The sequence below is a fragment of the Bacillus sp. SIMBA_026 genome (assembly GCF_046535335.1).
In the GTDB taxonomy this organism is placed as follows: domain Bacteria; phylum Bacillota; class Bacilli; order Bacillales; family Bacillaceae; genus Bacillus; species Bacillus velezensis.
This window is the reverse complement of record NZ_JAWRWX010000001.1, coordinates 1,746,765-1,762,223: the sequence shown is the minus strand read 5'-3', so window position 1 is coordinate 1,762,223 and position 15,459 is coordinate 1,746,765. Positions and strand designations below refer to the sequence as shown.

At 46.3% G+C, this 15,459-nt stretch carries 16 protein-coding genes; 13 read left to right on the top strand and 3 right to left on the bottom strand.

What is annotated here, in order from left to right; genetic code table 11:
- Positions 1-107: 107 nt before the first annotated feature.
- The 7 genes from SB847_RS08480 (at position 108) to SB847_RS08450 (ending at position 6,940) form a co-directional block, all read left to right on the top strand.
- The gene (locus SB847_RS08480; protein WP_007612793.1) at positions 108-761 is read left to right on the top strand and encodes an O-methyltransferase; all 654 of its coding nucleotides are present in this window, start codon (positions 108-110) and stop codon (positions 759-761) included.
- Between the two features lie 6 nt (positions 762-767).
- On the top strand, positions 768-1,697 hold the full coding sequence (locus SB847_RS08475) for a peptidase U32 family protein (protein WP_410561406.1): 930 nt from the start codon (positions 768-770) through the stop codon (positions 1,695-1,697).
- Positions 1,698-1,714: 17 nt separating this feature from the next.
- Entirely contained in the window at positions 1,715-2,983 is a 1,269-nt protein-coding gene (locus SB847_RS08470; protein ID WP_003152759.1) for a peptidase U32 family protein, read from the top strand.
- 6 nt (positions 2,984-2,989) lie between these two features.
- Positions 2,990-3,625, top strand: coding sequence for a uridine kinase (gene udk, locus SB847_RS08465; protein ID WP_003152763.1), 636 nt, complete (start codon positions 2,990-2,992; stop codon positions 3,623-3,625).
- Between the two features lie 253 nt (positions 3,626-3,878).
- Positions 3,879-4,352 carry a transcription elongation factor GreA gene (greA, locus tag SB847_RS08460; RefSeq protein ID WP_003152766.1) on the top strand — a complete coding sequence of 158 codons (474 nt, stop codon included), beginning with the start codon at positions 3,879-3,881 and terminating at the stop codon, positions 4,350-4,352.
- 53 nt (positions 4,353-4,405) lie between these two features.
- A complete protein-coding gene (locus tag SB847_RS08455) occupies positions 4,406-6,160 on the top strand; it encodes a peptidoglycan D,D-transpeptidase FtsI family protein (protein ID WP_044802505.1) in 1,755 nt (584 codons plus the stop codon).
- A gap of 63 nt (positions 6,161-6,223) precedes the next feature.
- The gene (locus tag SB847_RS08450) at positions 6,224-6,940 is read left to right on the top strand and encodes a YrrS family protein (protein ID WP_014418462.1); all 717 of its coding nucleotides are present in this window, start codon (positions 6,224-6,226) and stop codon (positions 6,938-6,940) included.
- A 39-nt stretch (positions 6,941-6,979) separates the two neighbouring features.
- Here the strand turns inward: SB847_RS08450 and SB847_RS08445 are convergent, their stop codons facing one another.
- On the bottom strand, positions 6,980-7,183 hold the full coding sequence (locus SB847_RS08445; protein ID WP_003152771.1) for a YrzA family protein: 204 nt from the start codon (positions 7,181-7,183) through the stop codon (positions 6,980-6,982).
- A 183-nt stretch (positions 7,184-7,366) separates the two neighbouring features.
- Here SB847_RS08445 and SB847_RS08440 point away from each other — a divergent pair, with 183 nt between their 5' ends.
- From SB847_RS08440 to SB847_RS08420, 5 genes are all read left to right on the top strand, one after another.
- Entirely contained in the window at positions 7,367-8,008 is a 642-nt protein-coding gene (locus SB847_RS08440; RefSeq protein ID WP_044802506.1) for a class I SAM-dependent methyltransferase, read from the top strand.
- 20 nt (positions 8,009-8,028) lie between these two features.
- Positions 8,029-8,724 (top strand): 5'-methylthioadenosine/S-adenosylhomocysteine nucleosidase, encoded by a 696-nt coding sequence (gene mtnN / locus SB847_RS08435; protein WP_007612774.1) that lies wholly within the window; start codon positions 8,029-8,031, stop codon positions 8,722-8,724.
- A gap of 47 nt (positions 8,725-8,771) precedes the next feature.
- Positions 8,772-9,695 carry an O-acetylserine dependent cystathionine beta-synthase gene (locus SB847_RS08430; RefSeq protein WP_015387961.1) on the top strand — a complete coding sequence of 308 codons (924 nt, stop codon included), beginning with the start codon at positions 8,772-8,774 and terminating at the stop codon, positions 9,693-9,695.
- Position 9,696: 1 nt separating this feature from the next.
- The gene (locus SB847_RS08425; protein WP_410561409.1) at positions 9,697-10,839 is read left to right on the top strand and encodes a bifunctional cystathionine gamma-lyase/homocysteine desulfhydrase; all 1,143 of its coding nucleotides are present in this window, start codon (positions 9,697-9,699) and stop codon (positions 10,837-10,839) included.
- Positions 10,840-10,922: 83 nt separating this feature from the next.
- Entirely contained in the window at positions 10,923-11,153 is a 231-nt protein-coding gene (locus SB847_RS08420; RefSeq protein WP_007408222.1) for a YrhC family protein, read from the top strand.
- 38 nt (positions 11,154-11,191) lie between these two features.
- Here the strand turns inward: SB847_RS08420 and SB847_RS08415 are convergent, their stop codons facing one another.
- The gene (locus SB847_RS08415; protein WP_410561410.1) at positions 11,192-11,683 is read right to left on the bottom strand and encodes a helical membrane plugin domain-containing protein; all 492 of its coding nucleotides are present in this window, start codon (positions 11,681-11,683) and stop codon (positions 11,192-11,194) included.
- A 17-nt stretch (positions 11,684-11,700) separates the two neighbouring features.
- Positions 11,701-14,643, bottom strand: coding sequence for a formate dehydrogenase subunit alpha (gene fdhF / locus SB847_RS08410; RefSeq protein ID WP_087920802.1), 2,943 nt, complete (start codon positions 14,641-14,643; stop codon positions 11,701-11,703).
- A gap of 306 nt (positions 14,644-14,949) precedes the next feature.
- On the opposite strand from fdhF, the gene SB847_RS08405 reads away from it, so the two are divergent.
- Entirely contained in the window at positions 14,950-15,318 is a 369-nt protein-coding gene (locus tag SB847_RS08405; RefSeq protein WP_045208324.1) for a Na-translocating system protein MpsC family protein, read from the top strand.
- The last annotated feature ends 141 nt before the right edge of the window (positions 15,319-15,459 follow it).

Below are 15,459 nucleotides of genomic sequence, written 5' to 3'. Positions count from 1 at the left end.
ATGATAAAATATATCGGGTTGTTTACTTATGGATAAAGAAGTGTCTTAAGAGAGTGTCCCCGCGGATTCGTCAGGGGCACTCCTTTTTAGAACGGAGGCTGTTTGCCGTGAATGATCGGTATGAACAAATAAACGAGTATATAAACGCGATGCTGAAGCCTCGGCCTGATAAAGTGAAAAAGCTTGAAGCCTATGCAAAAGAGCACCATGTTCCGATTATGGAAGAAGCGGGCATTGAAGTGCTGCTTCAAATGCTGTCGATTCAACAGGCGAAAAACATTTTGGAAATCGGCGCGGCAATCGGATATTCCGCCATACGGATGGCGCTTGAGCTTCCGGATGCGAATATTTACACGATTGAACGGGACGACAAACGCTATGAAGAAGCTGTGAACAATATAAAAGACTTTGAAATGGAAAACCGGATTCACGTAATGCACGGGGATGCGCTGGAACTTTCTGAGTCTGTCCGTGTCACGGCTCCTTATGATGCCATTTTTATCGACGCGGCCAAAGGCCAGTACACGAACTTTTTTGAGCTCTATGAACCGATGCTTGCGCCGGATGGAGTCATTTTTACGGACAATGTTCTGTTTAAAGGGCTGGTGGCACAAAATCACTCGGACATTGAGCCGAAAAGAAGACGGAAGCTTGTTGAAAAAATTGATCAATATAACCAATGGCTGATGGACCGGCCTGACTATCAAACGGTCATACTGCCGGTCGGAGACGGCATCGCCATCAGTAAAAAGAAGAGGTGAAGGATCATGAAAAAACCTGAACTTTTGGTGACTCCGACTTCTGTACAGGATATTCTTCCGCTCATTCAAGCGGGCGCAACGGCCCTGTTAGTCGGAGAACAGAGATACGGCCTGAGACTGGCCGGTGAATTTTCAAGAGAAGATATAAAAGAAGCCGTAAAGACAGCTCATCAGGAAGGCGCGAAAGTGTACGCCGCCGTCAATGCTATTTTTCACAACGAAAAAGTGGACGAGCTGAACGGCTATCTTGCCTTTTTGCAGGAGGCCGGCGTTGATGCGGCTGTTTTCGGTGATCCGGCCGTTTTAATGGCGGCGCGTGAAGCGGCTCCCGAGCTTAAACTGCACTGGAGCACGGAAACAACGGGAACCAACTACTATTCCTGCAATTACTGGGGACGCAAAGGGGCACGGCGGGCAGTACTGGCTAAGGAATTAAATATGGACAGCATCATTGACATAAAAGAAAACGCTGAAGTGGAAATTGAAATTCAAATCCACGGCATGACGTGCATGTTCCAATCGAAGCGTTCTTTAGTGGGCCATTACTTCGAATACCAGGGTAAAGTCATGGACATCGAACAGAAGAAAAAAGAAGCGGGGATGTTTCTGCATGACAAGGAACGGGGTAATAAATACCCGATTTTTGAAGATGGAAACGGCACGCACATCATGAGCCCGAACGATGTGTGCATGATTGATGAATTAGAGGACCTGATGGACGCCGGCATCGATTCTTTCAAAATCGACGGAGTTTTGAAGTCTCCTGAATACTTAACTGAAGTGACCCGCATGTACAGAGAAGCAATCGATTTGTGCTTCGAAAGCCGAGAGACATACGAAGAGAAAAAAGAGAGCTGGATAGAGCGGATTGAAAGCATTCAGCCTGTGAACAGAAGCATCGACACAGGATTCTTCTTTAAAGAAACGGTCTATTAAAAAGGAGGGTGCAACGAATGACAGCCGTAAATCAAACCATTTCCAAAGTCGTAAACGGAAAACGCGTCATTACGAAAAAACCTGAACTCCTTGCTCCGGCAGGAAACCTTGAAAAATTAAAAATTGCCGTTCATTACGGAGCGGACGCGGTTTTTATCGGAGGACAGGAATACGGACTCCGCTCAAATGCGGATAACTTCTCAATAGAAGAAATCGCAGAGGGCGTAGAATTTGCCAAAAAATACGGGGCGAAAATATATGTGACAACAAACATTTTCGCCCATAATGAAAATATGGACGGTCTGGAAGAATACTTAAAAGCGTTGGGAGACGCAAAAGTTGCCGGAATTATCGTCGCTGATCCGCTGATTATTGAAACATGCCGGAGAGTGGCCCCGGACGTAGAAATTCACCTCAGCACACAGCAGTCCCTTTCCAACTGGAAAGCGGTGCAGTTCTGGAAAGAAGAAGGGCTTGACCGCGTGGTGCTTGCCCGTGAAACGAGCGGACTGGAAATTAAAGAAATGAAGGAAAAGGTGGATATTGAAATTGAAACCTTTATCCACGGCGCCATGTGTATCGCTTATTCAGGCCGATGCGTGCTGAGCAATCACATGACGGCCCGGGATTCCAACCGCGGCGGCTGCTGTCAGTCCTGCCGCTGGGATTATGACCTGTATCAGACAGACGGTGCAAACGCGGTCGCGCTCTATGACGAAGAAGACGCTCCGTTTGCGATGAGCCCGAAAGATTTAAAATTGATTGAATCCATTCCGCAAATGATCGAGATGGGCATCGACAGCCTGAAAATTGAAGGCCGGATGAAATCAATTCATTACGTTGCGACGGTTGTCAGCGTGTATCGCAAAGTCATCGACGCATACTGCGCTGATCCTGAGAACTTTGTCATTCAAAAAGAATGGCTGGATGAGCTGGACAAATGTGCAAACCGGGATACCGCGCCTGCTTTCTTTGAAGGCACGCCCGGGTATGAAGAGCAGATGTTCGGTGAACACGGAAAGAAAACAACATTTGATTTTGCCGGTCTCGTGCTCGCGTATAACGAGGAAACTCAAATGGTGACGCTCCAGCAGCGCAATTTCTTTAAACAAGGTGACGAAGTGGAATTTTTCGGTCCTGAAATCGACAATTTCACATTCACAATCGGCACTATTTGGGACGAAGACGGAAACGAGCTTGATGCTGCCCGCCATCCCCTGCAAATCGTTACATTTAAAGTAGACAAAAAGATTTATCCGAGCAACATGATGAGAAAGGGGAAGTAATCACCAATGGGTAAGAGTCCTGTAGTTATAGGCATCGCAGGAGGTTCCGGATCAGGAAAAACAAGCGTCACCCGTTCCATCTATGAACAGTTTAAAGGACACTCGATTTTAATGATCCAGCAAGACCTTTATTATAAAGACCAAAGTCATCTTCCGTTTGAAGAAAGGCTGAACACAAACTATGATCACCCGCTCGCATTTGATAATGACTATTTAATCGAGCATATTCAAGAGCTTTTGAATTACCGGCCGATAGAAAAGCCGATTTATGATTATAAACTGCATACGCGATCTGAGGAAACCATTCCGGTTGAGCCGAAGGATGTCATTATTCTGGAAGGCATTCTCGTTCTCGAAGATAAAAGGCTTCGCGACCTCATGGATATGAAACTTTATGTTGACACGGACGCGGATCTCCGTATCATCAGACGGATTATGAGAGATATTAACGAAAGAGGCCGTTCAATCGATTCTGTCATTGAGCAGTATGTGTCCGTCGTCAGACCGATGCACAATCAGTTTGTTGAACCGACGAAACGCTACGCGGACATCATTATTCCGGAAGGCGGACAAAACCACGTCGCGATTGATCTGATGGTCACGAAGATTCAAACGATCCTTGAACAAAATGCAATTTTGTAATACCATAGCATAGACATAAATAACTCAGACCATATTATGTATAGGCTGGAAGGGAATGAGACAGTTCCCTTCTTTCCCTGTTTATAAACCGAAACATTTGCAGAAAACACATATTCAGTTTAAGATAAACAGTACCTATATGGGAGAGAAGAACGAGGACTGCCCTGTGTTCTCATTCTTGATTTTTTCGTTTATGCTCTCATACATAATCACACGTTATTGTTGAGGGACAACCACCAAGGAGTGAAGGAACATGGCACAAGAAAAAGTTTTTCCGATGACTCACGAAGGAAAACAAAAACTTGAACAAGAATTAGAGCAATTGAAAACGGTTAAACGTAAAGAAGTAGTAGAACGCATTAAAATCGCAAGAAGCTTCGGAGATCTGTCAGAGAACTCTGAGTATGATTCTGCAAAAGAAGAACAGGCATTTGTGGAAGGGCGCATCACGACGCTTGAAAACATGATCCGCAATGCGAAAATCATCGAGGACGACGGCGGTTCAAATGTAGTCGGTTTGGGAAAAACCGTATCATTCATCGAATTGCCGGACGGTGAAGAAGAATCTTACACGATTGTCGGAAGCGCTGAAGCTGATCCGTTTGAAGGGAAAATTTCAAACGACTCGCCAATCGCCAAAAGCCTGCTCGGCAGAAAAGTGGACGAAGAAGTGACAGTTCAGACGCCAGGCGGAGAAATGCTCGTGAAAATTGTGAAAATTTCATAAGATCCGTTTAACAATGAAACACCTCGTCCAAAATGTGGATGAGGTGTTTTTTTATGATCGTATCAAAAAGGCTGAAAGCGGCCGTGATTTGTTTTCTGCTCGTGTTTTTCTTTCTGCTTGCGAGGCTGGCTGAAATTCAGCTGTTTTTCACAGAATCTTTTTCAAAATCCAATATTAATCTGATTCAGGAGAGCGTCAAGCAGCGGACGGAAGAAGTCCTTATTTCAGACGGACGCGGCTCTTTTCTTGATCGGAACGGCAAAGAACTGACCGGAAAAAAGCAGCCTGCGGTCATACTGTTTCCCTTTCTCGTGACGCAGGATTGGCCGGTTGACCGGGTATCAAACATTCTCGGAATGAAACAAGGGGAGCTCAGGCAGCTGCTCACGGAAGCAAAAAAACCGGTGATCCTGAACAGCAGAAAAATAAAACATTTGACGAAACAATCCGTGTCAAATATCAATTCTTTGAAATATCCCGGCATTTACGGCGTATATATGAAAGACAGCAAAGAAACAAACATAGCCGCTCATTTGTTTGGCGCGACAAACCAGGACCCTGAGCTTTTGAAAAAGAAATACCCCGGCAGGAAGGAACTGCCGATCACGGCAAAAATCGGGACAAGCGGGATGGAGCGGACGTTTGATGAGTTTTTACTTGCGGATCAGGACACAAAACTTTTGTATCATGTCGACGGAAGGGGAAACCCTTTATTCGGAATGGACGTCAAATATACGGCTGAAGCAAACGCGTTTTATCCGCTGCAAGTCAAAACCTCCATCGACCGCAATATTCAAAAAGCAATGGAAGATGTATTGAAAGACCGCGGGTTAAAAAAGGGGGGAGCCGTCCTTTTAGACATTGAAAAAAGCAGTGTGCTCGGAATGGTATCAAAGCCTGACGCCGACATGTCAAAGCAGCAGACACTGCAAAATTACATGCTGACGCCGATTTATCCGGGATCAGTATTTAAAACGGTGATCGCCGCAGCCGCAATAGAACAAAACGAAGTGAAGCCGGGCACATCCTTTAACTGCAATCTCAACCTGTACGGAGAGCCGGGGGATGACAAAGGCACGCTCAGTTTTGGAGAAAGCTTTGCCCAAAGCTGCAATTATACGTTTACAAGTCTTGCGGAAAAATTGATCAAAAAAGATGATTCCGTTATTGAAAACATGGCGGAAAAACTCGGTCTCACCCAGCGGGCGGGCTGGGAAGGCAAGCTGTACCGGGAAGACGGATTCAGGCAGCTGTATAATGAAAAAAGCGGGGTCATTTGGGGAGATGACAAAGACAAAACCGTAAAAAAAGCCGTCGCACAGACGGCGATCGGGCAAAAAAACGTGAAAGTCACGCCTCTTGAAGTCGCCAATATGATGGCGGCGATCGCGCGCGGCGGTGAAAAAAAACAAGTCAAAATCGCGGACAAAATTGAATACAAAAACAAAACGACGATGGCGTCATTCAAAGATCAGCCGTTAAAAGGGGAAAACATCGACAAATATACGGCGCAGCAGCTTCAAAAAATTCTCAGAGAAGTCGTCACCTCACCGAAAGGAACCGGCCGAAGGTTTCAGGATCTGCCGTATGAGATAGCAGGCAAATCGGGAACGGCCCAGACGGGAATGTTCACAAAAGAAAAACAGACGCTTTACCACAAATGGTTTGCGGGATACTTTCCCGCGGACAAGCCGAAATACGCTCTCGTGGTGCTGCACATGGACACGCCGGGGGATAAGGCTCTGACAAATACAGTGTTTTATGATATTGTTAAAAAGGTACATGAAAATGAAATAAATCAGACATAGAACAACCGCTCAGCCCATGTTAAAATATATGCTGAGCAAGAGGGATAAAGGAGTGCAGAATGATTGAGCAATAAACAATCTCGTTTTGAAAACCGTGATAAGCGCAGAAAAGCAAATATGGTGCTTAACATTTTAATTGCTATCGTATCTATTCTTATTGTCGTCGTTGCCGTCAGCCTCTTCATCAACAGTCCGTCGGGCGACGTGAGCGAAAAAGCGGACACGAGCCAGAAGCAGGAAACACCTGCATCAGGCAAGACGAAGCAGACATCGGATGAAGACATAAAAGACAGCAAAAAAGATACGGCATCAGACGATGACAAAAAAGATAAACAAGATAAGGACACATCTGATTCATCTTCAGACTCTGACAGCAAAAAAGACGATGATTCATCGAAAAGTGATGACAGCAGCAAAAAAGACTCTGATTCAAGCGATCCTTTTAAAGGCGCAAAAATAACAGAGGGCGGCTCATCAAGCGATGTCGAGAAAACAATTGTTAACCCAAAATGGAAAGCGGTCGGCACAAAGCAGACGGGAGAACATGCGGCGACGTATGACTCAAGCTCTGAAGACTGGGCCGAAATGCTTGACGCCATCTCTTACGCAACCGGCGTGTCAAAAGATCACATGACAGTGCTGTGGCTCGGAAACAATGGAAGTCCGCAAGATGCGAAGGGTAAAGTTTTAGACAAAACGAACGGCAAAAAGTATCAGGTCACCATCACTTGGAAAGACAAAAAAGGCTGGAAGCCGACAAAAGTAGAAACCTTAAAATAACCGCAAAAAAGCAGCTGATTATTCAGCTGCTTTTTTCTGTCATACGTCAGCTGAAAAATGCACCGACGCGCTGTAAAGGATTCTGCCGTCAACGGCCGTCACCTGATGGGATACGGAACGGACGCGAAGCATAATCGCCTGGTTGTTTTCAATCTGAACGTTTATTTTCTTTTCAAGCTCCTGCAAAGATGCCGCTTCGAAAAATTCTACTTTATCTTTGATTAAATCCAATTGAAAATTCATCAGTACAGATCCTCCTGATTTTTCTTCTGAGTCAATGAAAGTATAAGCCTTTCTGCCGTAATTGCGCAATAATCCCAGAGTATTTTAGTACCCTTCCATTCTTTTTTGTGATAGGATAGGAACTGTTCCACGATTAATCCATACTATACTCATAGGAATTATAAAATATGGAGAGTGAAAAATATGGGCCGTGAATTTATTCCTTTATTTGAAGATTGGGCAGCGACTTATGACGCCACAGTGCACGGGGCTGACAGACAATATGCTGCTGTTTTTAAAGGATATGACAATATTCTTGACAGCATTGTCGCACTTTCAGGTTCAAACGTTTTAGAGTTCGGACCGGGAACGGGGAATTTAACGGCGAAATTAGCCGCCGCGGACAAAAAGGTGTTTGGTGTAGAACCGTCTCCGTCAATGAGAAAACTGGCGGCTGACAAGCTTTCTGACAAAGCCGTGTTCAGTGACGGAGATTTTCTGGAGTTTCCCGCTCCGCCTTTTCAAATAGATACCATCGTCAGCTCGTACGCCTTTCATCATTTAACCGATGAAGAAAAGCGAACGGCTGTAAAGCAGTATGGCGCAATCCTTCAGAAGCATGATAAAATAGTGTTTGCCGATACTGTCTTTAAAGATCATGAAGCTTATAATGAAGCCATTCAAAAAGCAAGCCGAAAGGGCTATCATCAATTAGCGGACGATTTAAAGACGGAACATTATCCGACACTCGCGACAATGAAAAACATCTTTTCAGAAGAGGGATTTGCCGCGCGGTTTACGCAGCAAAATGACTTTGTCTGGATAATGGAGGCGATTAAACGGTAAATCGAAGGGATTGTGTATAAATGAAACTGGCAGTCATCGGAGCAATGGAAGAGGAAGTTACGATTTTAAGAAGCAAACTGAAAGACGCAAAACAAGAGATGATCGCTCACTGTGAATTTACAACTGGCAGCTATGAAGGCATCGAAGTCATCTTGCTGAAATCAGGTATCGGGAAAGTCAACGCGGCGATCAGCACGACGCTTCTGCTTGACCGTTTCAAACCTGATTATGTGATTAACACAGGCTCAGCAGGCGGTTTTCATCATACATTGAATGTAGGCGACGTCGTCATCTCAACAGATGTCCGCCATCATGACGTGGATGTGACGGCGTTTGACTATGAATACGGACAGGTGCCGGGTCTTCCGGCAGCATACAAAGCTGATGAAAAGCTGATCAGTATTACTGAGGAAGCGGTTTCTGAACTGAACGGCATTCAAGTCGCCAAAGGCACAATCGCTACGGGTGATTCTTTTATGAATGATCCGAAGCGGGTTGAAGACGTACGCGCCAAATTTGCGGATTTGTACGCGGTTGAGATGGAAGCTGCGGCTGTCGCACAGGTGTGCCACCAGTTCAAAACGCCTTTTGTTGTCATCAGAGCTTTATCTGATATTGCCGGAAAAGAATCTGACGTTTCATTTGATAAATTTTTAGAACAGGCTGCCGTTCATTCAACTGAGCTTGTCCTGAATGTCATCAAACGAATTCACTAAGCGGGGGATTCTCGTTCTCCTCCGCTTTTCCAGGAGGAGGACACATATTGAACGTGATAACAGATATTACAGAACTGATCGGAAATACACCGCTGCTCCGTCTCAAGCATTTTGATATACCGGAGGGAACAGCGGTTTATGCTAAGCTTGAGATGATGAATCCGGGCGGAAGCATTAAAGACAGGCTGGGCGGGATGCTCATTGAAGATGCGCTTCGCACGGGAAAGGTGAAACCGGGCGGCGTTATCATTGAGGCGACTGCCGGAAACACCGGGATCGGACTCGCTCTGTGCGCCAGAAAGCATCAGCTTCGCGCCGTTTTTTGCGTCCCGGAGCATTTCAGCAGAGAAAAGCAGCAAATTATGAAAGCTCTCGGAGCGGACATCGTGCATACGCCGAGAGAAGAAGGCATGCAGGGAGCCATTCGAAAAGCGCTTGAACTGGAGAGAGAGATTAATAATTCTTATGCCGTTCTGCAATTTAAAAACCGAGTAAATCCATTGACTTACTATAAAACGATCGGACCCGAAATATGGAACGCGCTCGGCGGGGATATCCACGCTTTTGTCGCAGGAGCGGGTTCTGGCGGCACCTTTGCCGGTACGGCAGCTTATTTAAAAGAGAAAAATCCTGCCGTCAAAACGGTGATCGTTGAACCGGAAGGCTCGATCCTGAATGGCGGAGAGCCGCATGCCCATAAAACGGAAGGCATCGGCATGGAGTTTATCCCGGATTATATGGACGAGAACCATTTTGACGCCATTTACACGGTGGAAGACGATACGGCGTTTTCGCTTGTCAGAGAAGCGGCCGAGAAAGAAGGCCTCTTAATCGGAAGCTCCTCAGGGGCGGCTCTTTATGCAGCGCTTGAAGAAGCGAAAAAAGCGCCCGCCGGATCAAATATCGTCACTATTTTCCCTGACGGCAGCGATCGATATATAAGCAAAAACATTTTTCAAGGAGGTCAGTAAAATGAAGAAAAAAACGCTGATGGTGCATGGAGGAATTACGGGAGATGAAAAAACAGGAGCGGTTTCCGTACCGATTTATCAAGTAAGCACGTACCGGCAGCCGAAAGCGGGCGAGCACACGGGTTATGAATATTCAAGAACGGCCAATCCGACGCGGACGGCGCTTGAAAGCTTAATTGCGGAGCTTGAAGGCGGCGCGGCGGGATATGCGTTCGGCTCAGGCATGGCTGCGATTACTGCCGTCATGATGCTGTTTGACAGCGGCGATCATGTTATTTTGACGGATGATGTATACGGCGGCACTTACCGGGTGATGACAGGCGTGCTGAACCGCTTCGGCATTGAAGCGGACTTTGTTGATACGAGCAGTGAAGATAAAGTCAAAAAGGCCATTCGCCCGAATACGAAAGCCATTTATATCGAAACACCGACAAACCCGCTATTGAAAGTGACTGACCTCAAACTGATGTCTGACATCGCAAAAGAAGCGGGCGTATTGCTTATCGTCGATAATACGTTTTATACGCCGTATTTCCAGCAGCCGCTCAGCTTCGGCGCGGACATCGTGCTGCACAGCGCAACAAAATATCTCGGCGGCCACAGCGATGTCGTCGGCGGCTTAGTCGTCACGGCTGATAAAGAGCTCGGTGAAAAGCTTCATTACGTGCAAAACTCAACAGGCGGCGTTTTAGGACCGCAGGATTCATGGCTTTTAATGAGAGGCATTAAAACACTGGGACTCAGAATGGATGCCATCAATCACAGCGCCGGGAAAATCGCCGAGCTGCTTGAAGCGCATGATGCCGTTCAGACGCTCTACTATCCGGGATCAGCGAAACATCCGGGCCATGAGCTGACAAAAGCGCAAAGCTCCGGTTTCGGCGGAATGATTTCCTTTGATGTCGGCAGCAGCGAACGCGTCGACGCGTTTTTAGAAAAATTGAACCTGTTTACGATCGCGGAAAGTTTAGGAGCGGTTGAAAGCTTAATCTCCGTGCCGTCCAGAATGACGCACGCTTCGATCCCGCGCGACCGCCGGCTTGCGCTTGGCATTACCGACGGGCTCGTACGGATCTCAGTCGGTATTGAGGATACTGAGGATTTAACGGCGGATGTGAAACAGGCGCTTGATTCACTTTTATAAAGAATGGATAGATTTACATTCTCTGTCGGCTGTCAGCTTGTATTATAATGTTGGTAGACTATAAAACTGGCAGGTGACCTTATATGGAGAAGAAAAGACTGAAATCATTAATAGAAGATTTTAAGCATTACGCATTTATTCTGCTTGCAGTCAGCACCTTCATTTATATCGGCGCGGTTCTTCCCGGACAAGGGCTGACTGCGGGCCAGAAAATGCTGATGTTTGTAACGGATTGTGTATTTTTAGCGGGTGCTTATTTCTGCGTTGACCGTTCACTTATTTATAAAAAGAGGCTGGAAGAGGCCGAAGAATAAAAAAAGCCATTGTCTTTTGACAATGGCTTTTTCGTTTCTTATTCAGACGGGGTTTCGCGTAATTCTTTTCCCATTCCTTTTAAAAACTGCAGCCCGAAGCCGAGCGCGCGGTTAATATCAGGATCACCGACGGCTTTCATCAGTTCAAACATACTGACTTTCCTGTCCTCTTTTAAAAATCTTTGCGCCTGATCCGTGCCGGCCATGGCGCTTTCTAAAAGTCTGCCCATAAATTCGGGATCAGCTTTTGACAGCGCGCCTCCCGCGGCCATCATCGTATTCAGGAGATTGGTGACAGGTTCCCGGGAAACCTGTCCGAGTGCAATTTTGGCAATCTCCTCTTTAGCCTGGAGCATATAGCCGGCGGCATCAAAAATGCCCAAGCTATTCAGCTCTGCCATGATGGACATCGTTTTCGCGACGGCTTCTTCATTTTCTGCGAGAAGCGTCTTCAGCTCTTCCAGTTTTTCAGCTTTCAGCTGTTCCTCTGTTTTCGTTTCTTTTTGAATTTCAGTAATTGGGCTTGCCATAATGTTTCCTCCTTTCCTTAATCAGTTAAGTGCACATAGCCCGGACGGTTCCATTTTCGCTGAGCTTCCACACCGTTTTGCGGATGACGTTTTTTGTTCCGCGGATTCGTTTTCGGAAGCGGCGGAGTATCACAGGAACCGAGCACTTCCATGCGGACTTTTGTCTGCTTGTAGGCAGGTGTATGTGTCCGTGAATCATACGCAGGCCCGGTCAGGAAATTAATCGCAGAATCTTTATCTGTAGAGTTCATCGGCAGATAAAGCTCATTTGCGCGGACACGGTCTGTCACAAGCGCGTTCAATTTAACCGCTCCAAAAGGAGAGACGAGCCGGATCATTGTCCCGTCGCAAATTCCGCGTTCAGCCGCGAGCTCCGGCGATACTTCAACAAATACATCCGGAACTTTAGACTGAATGCCTTTTGACTTGTTTGTCATGTTTCCTTCGTGGAAATGTTCAAGCATCCGTCCGTTGTTAATATGCAGGTCATATTCTTCAGGGAATACAGCAGGCTCCACCCAATCGCTCAGCGCAAAACGGGCTTTTTTGTCCGGGAAGTTAAAGCCGTCTTCATAAAGAAGCGGAGTGCTTTCTCCCGTAAAGCTTCCCCACAGGAAGCTGTTCCAGCCGCTAAGGACGTCGTAGCTTGCTTTTCCGAACAGCGGAGAAAGGCTCGCCATTTCTGAGAAAATGTCGCTAGGATGCGTGTAATTCCAATCAGCGCCTAAACGATTAGCGACTTCCTGAATAATCCACCAGTCGGGTTTTGCATCGCCGAGTGTCGGAAGCGCTTGATACAACCTTTGCACACGCCGCTCTGTGTTTGTAAATGTTCCGTCTTTTTCAAGAGATGGAACCGCAGGCAGGATGACATCCGCGTATTGCGCCGTTCTTGAAAGGAAAATATCCTGCACAACAAAGAAATCAAGGCTGGATAAAATGTCATGAACATGGTTGGCGTTTGAATCGACGAGCGCCATATCTTCACCGACAAGATACATGGCTTTCATGTTTCCTTCTTCAATCGCATGGAGCATTTCGATATTATCAAGACCCGGCTTGCCGTCAATTTCAACACCGTAAGCTTTTTCGAATTTAGCGCGTGCCGCATCATCGGTAATATGCTGATACCCCGGAAGCCAGCCTGGAAGAGTTCCCATATCGCAAGCGCCTTGAACGTTGTTATGTCCCCGCAGCGGATAGGCTCCGGCGCCTGGACGGCGGTAGTTTCCTGTGGCAAGCAGCAGGTTGGAAATCGCCGCTGATGTATCAGAGCCGCCTGTATTCTGGGTTACGCCCATGCCCCAAAGAACACAAGTGCCGTCAGCATCACGAATCATTTCGGCAATACGGATGATCGTATCCTGAGAAAGTCCGGTGATGCGCTCCGCATATTCCAATGTGTATTTTTCCAGCGTTTCTTTATAATCATCAAAGTAGTTGACATTTTCATCAATAAACGCTTGATCGTGCCAGCCTTGGTCAATCATATATTTCGTTACTGCCATGAGCCAGACCTGGTCAGTCCCTTGTTTCGGGCTGATAAAGAGGTCGGACCGTTCAGCCATTTCATTTCTGCGCAGATCGGCAACAATCAGTTTTTGGCCGTGCAGTTTATGGGCGCGTTTCACGCGTGTGGCCAGAACCGGATGTCCTTCCGCCGGATTGGCGCCGACGATGAGCACGAGGCCCGCTTTTGCGATATCTTTAATTGTGCCGGCGTCTCCGCCCATACCGACGGTGCGGAATAAGCCGTCCGTTGCCGGTGACTGGCAGTAGCGTGAGCAGTTATCCACGTTGTTGGTTTCAAATACTTGGCGCGCTAATTTTTGGATGACATAGTTGTCTTCATTCGTAATTTTAGAAGAAGAAATAAAGCCGACAGAACCATTTCCGTGTTCGGCCTTGATCGAACCGAGTCTTGAAGCGACAAGATCAAGAGCTTCTTCCCATGACGATTCAACAAATGCGCCGTTTTTCCGGATAAGCGGTTTTGTAATCCGTTCTTCCGAATTCACGAAGTCCCAGCCGAATTTCCCTTTCACACAAGTGGAAATCGCGTTAACCGGAGCATCGGAAACAGGCTGAATTTTAAGGATGTCACGGCCTTTTGTCCATACTTCAAAAGAGCATCCGACGCCGCAGAACGTGCAGACTGTTTTTGTTTTTTTCGTCCGTTTATCGCGCATAGCCGCTTCCACTTCAGACACGGCGAAGATGCTTGTATAGTCGGGTTCAACATTTTTTACTAAATCAATCATCGGTTCCATGACATCTTCTTTTATTCCTGTCATAAATCCGGCTTGGCCGAGCATTGATTTTTCCATCAGTGCGTTACAAGGGCAGACAGTGACACACTGGCCGCAGCTGACGCAGGATGATTCATTAATGGCGACGCCTTCATCCCAAATGACCCGCGGGCGGTCGCGCTCCCAATCAATTGAAAGGGTCTCATTCACCTGAAGGTTTTGACACACTTCCACACATTGGCCGCAGGCGATGCATTGGTTCGGATCATAGCGGTAAAACGGGTGAGACATATCAACCGCGCACTTTGAATCATCTTTCGGCGTATACGGATATTTCTGATGCTCAATTCCCATCATTTCCGCTGTATTATGCAGTGTGCAGTTGCCGTTGTTGTTATCGCATACCGTACAGTAAAGCAGGTGATTCTCGAGCAGGCGGTCCATGGCCTCTGTCTGAGCCTCTTTTACCCTTCCCGACGTAAGCGAGATGGACATCCCGTTTTCTGCAGCCGTGGAACAAGAGCGCTGCAATTTCCCGTTTACTTCAACAATACAGGTGTCACATGTTTGAATCGGATCCACTTCCGGTACATGGCATATTTGCGGAATCTCAATTCCGTTTTGGTTTAAAATATCTAAAATCTTAGACCCCTCTGGTGCTTCATACTCCGTGCCGTCAATTTTGACACGGATAGACTGAACGTCTGTCACTTCCAATTCCCCTCCATCTTGTAAACTCGAAAAAAAGCCATGCACATAGATACCGGCCTCCTGTCCGGAGAACGGTATAAATACGCATGGCGGAATAGTTCACTAGCAAGTCTTACTAACAGACCAATCCTATTTGTATAAAACGATAGACTCATAACACGTTTCCTATTACAAATCCATCTTCACTGCTTTTATTATAAGGTGATATTTATTATAATACAATACGAAAGGAAAACTTTAACCAGGTGAAATGTCACAAAGGGGAACCGGGAATGTCTTTCATAGGCTAAAATCGGAGGGGACAATATGTCTAAAAAAATTCATGAATTTAACGATATTATCCGGAAATTGCGCAAAGAATTATTTGGAAAGGGGCCTGAACGAATTCACACCGTTTTTGTGGATAACATGGCGGTATCTACACTTTACGGAAATCTAAGCGCAAGTGAGCAGTTTATCGCACGCACGCCTGAAGGAAGAGAAATGGTTCATGCGGCGCGGACCAGCTTAATTCAGGAGCTGTATTCAAAAAAAACGCCTGACGGAATGGAAGAGCTCATCGGAGCAAAGCTTGTGCATCTGTTTTCAGATATTAAAATAGAGGAAAATATTGCCGTATCGGTGTTTGTCTTTGACCGCTCAATTGAAGAGCATAAAGAAGAAATCAAAAGCTGACAATATTCAATTGACACGAAATTGTCACATTTGATATGATATGAACTGCCGGCAGTGGCCTAAGGACGATTTTTTATGGAATGTGTGCATGATCTGTACATATTCTATACCGCATATTTTCATTCTGCTTGATATTGTTGT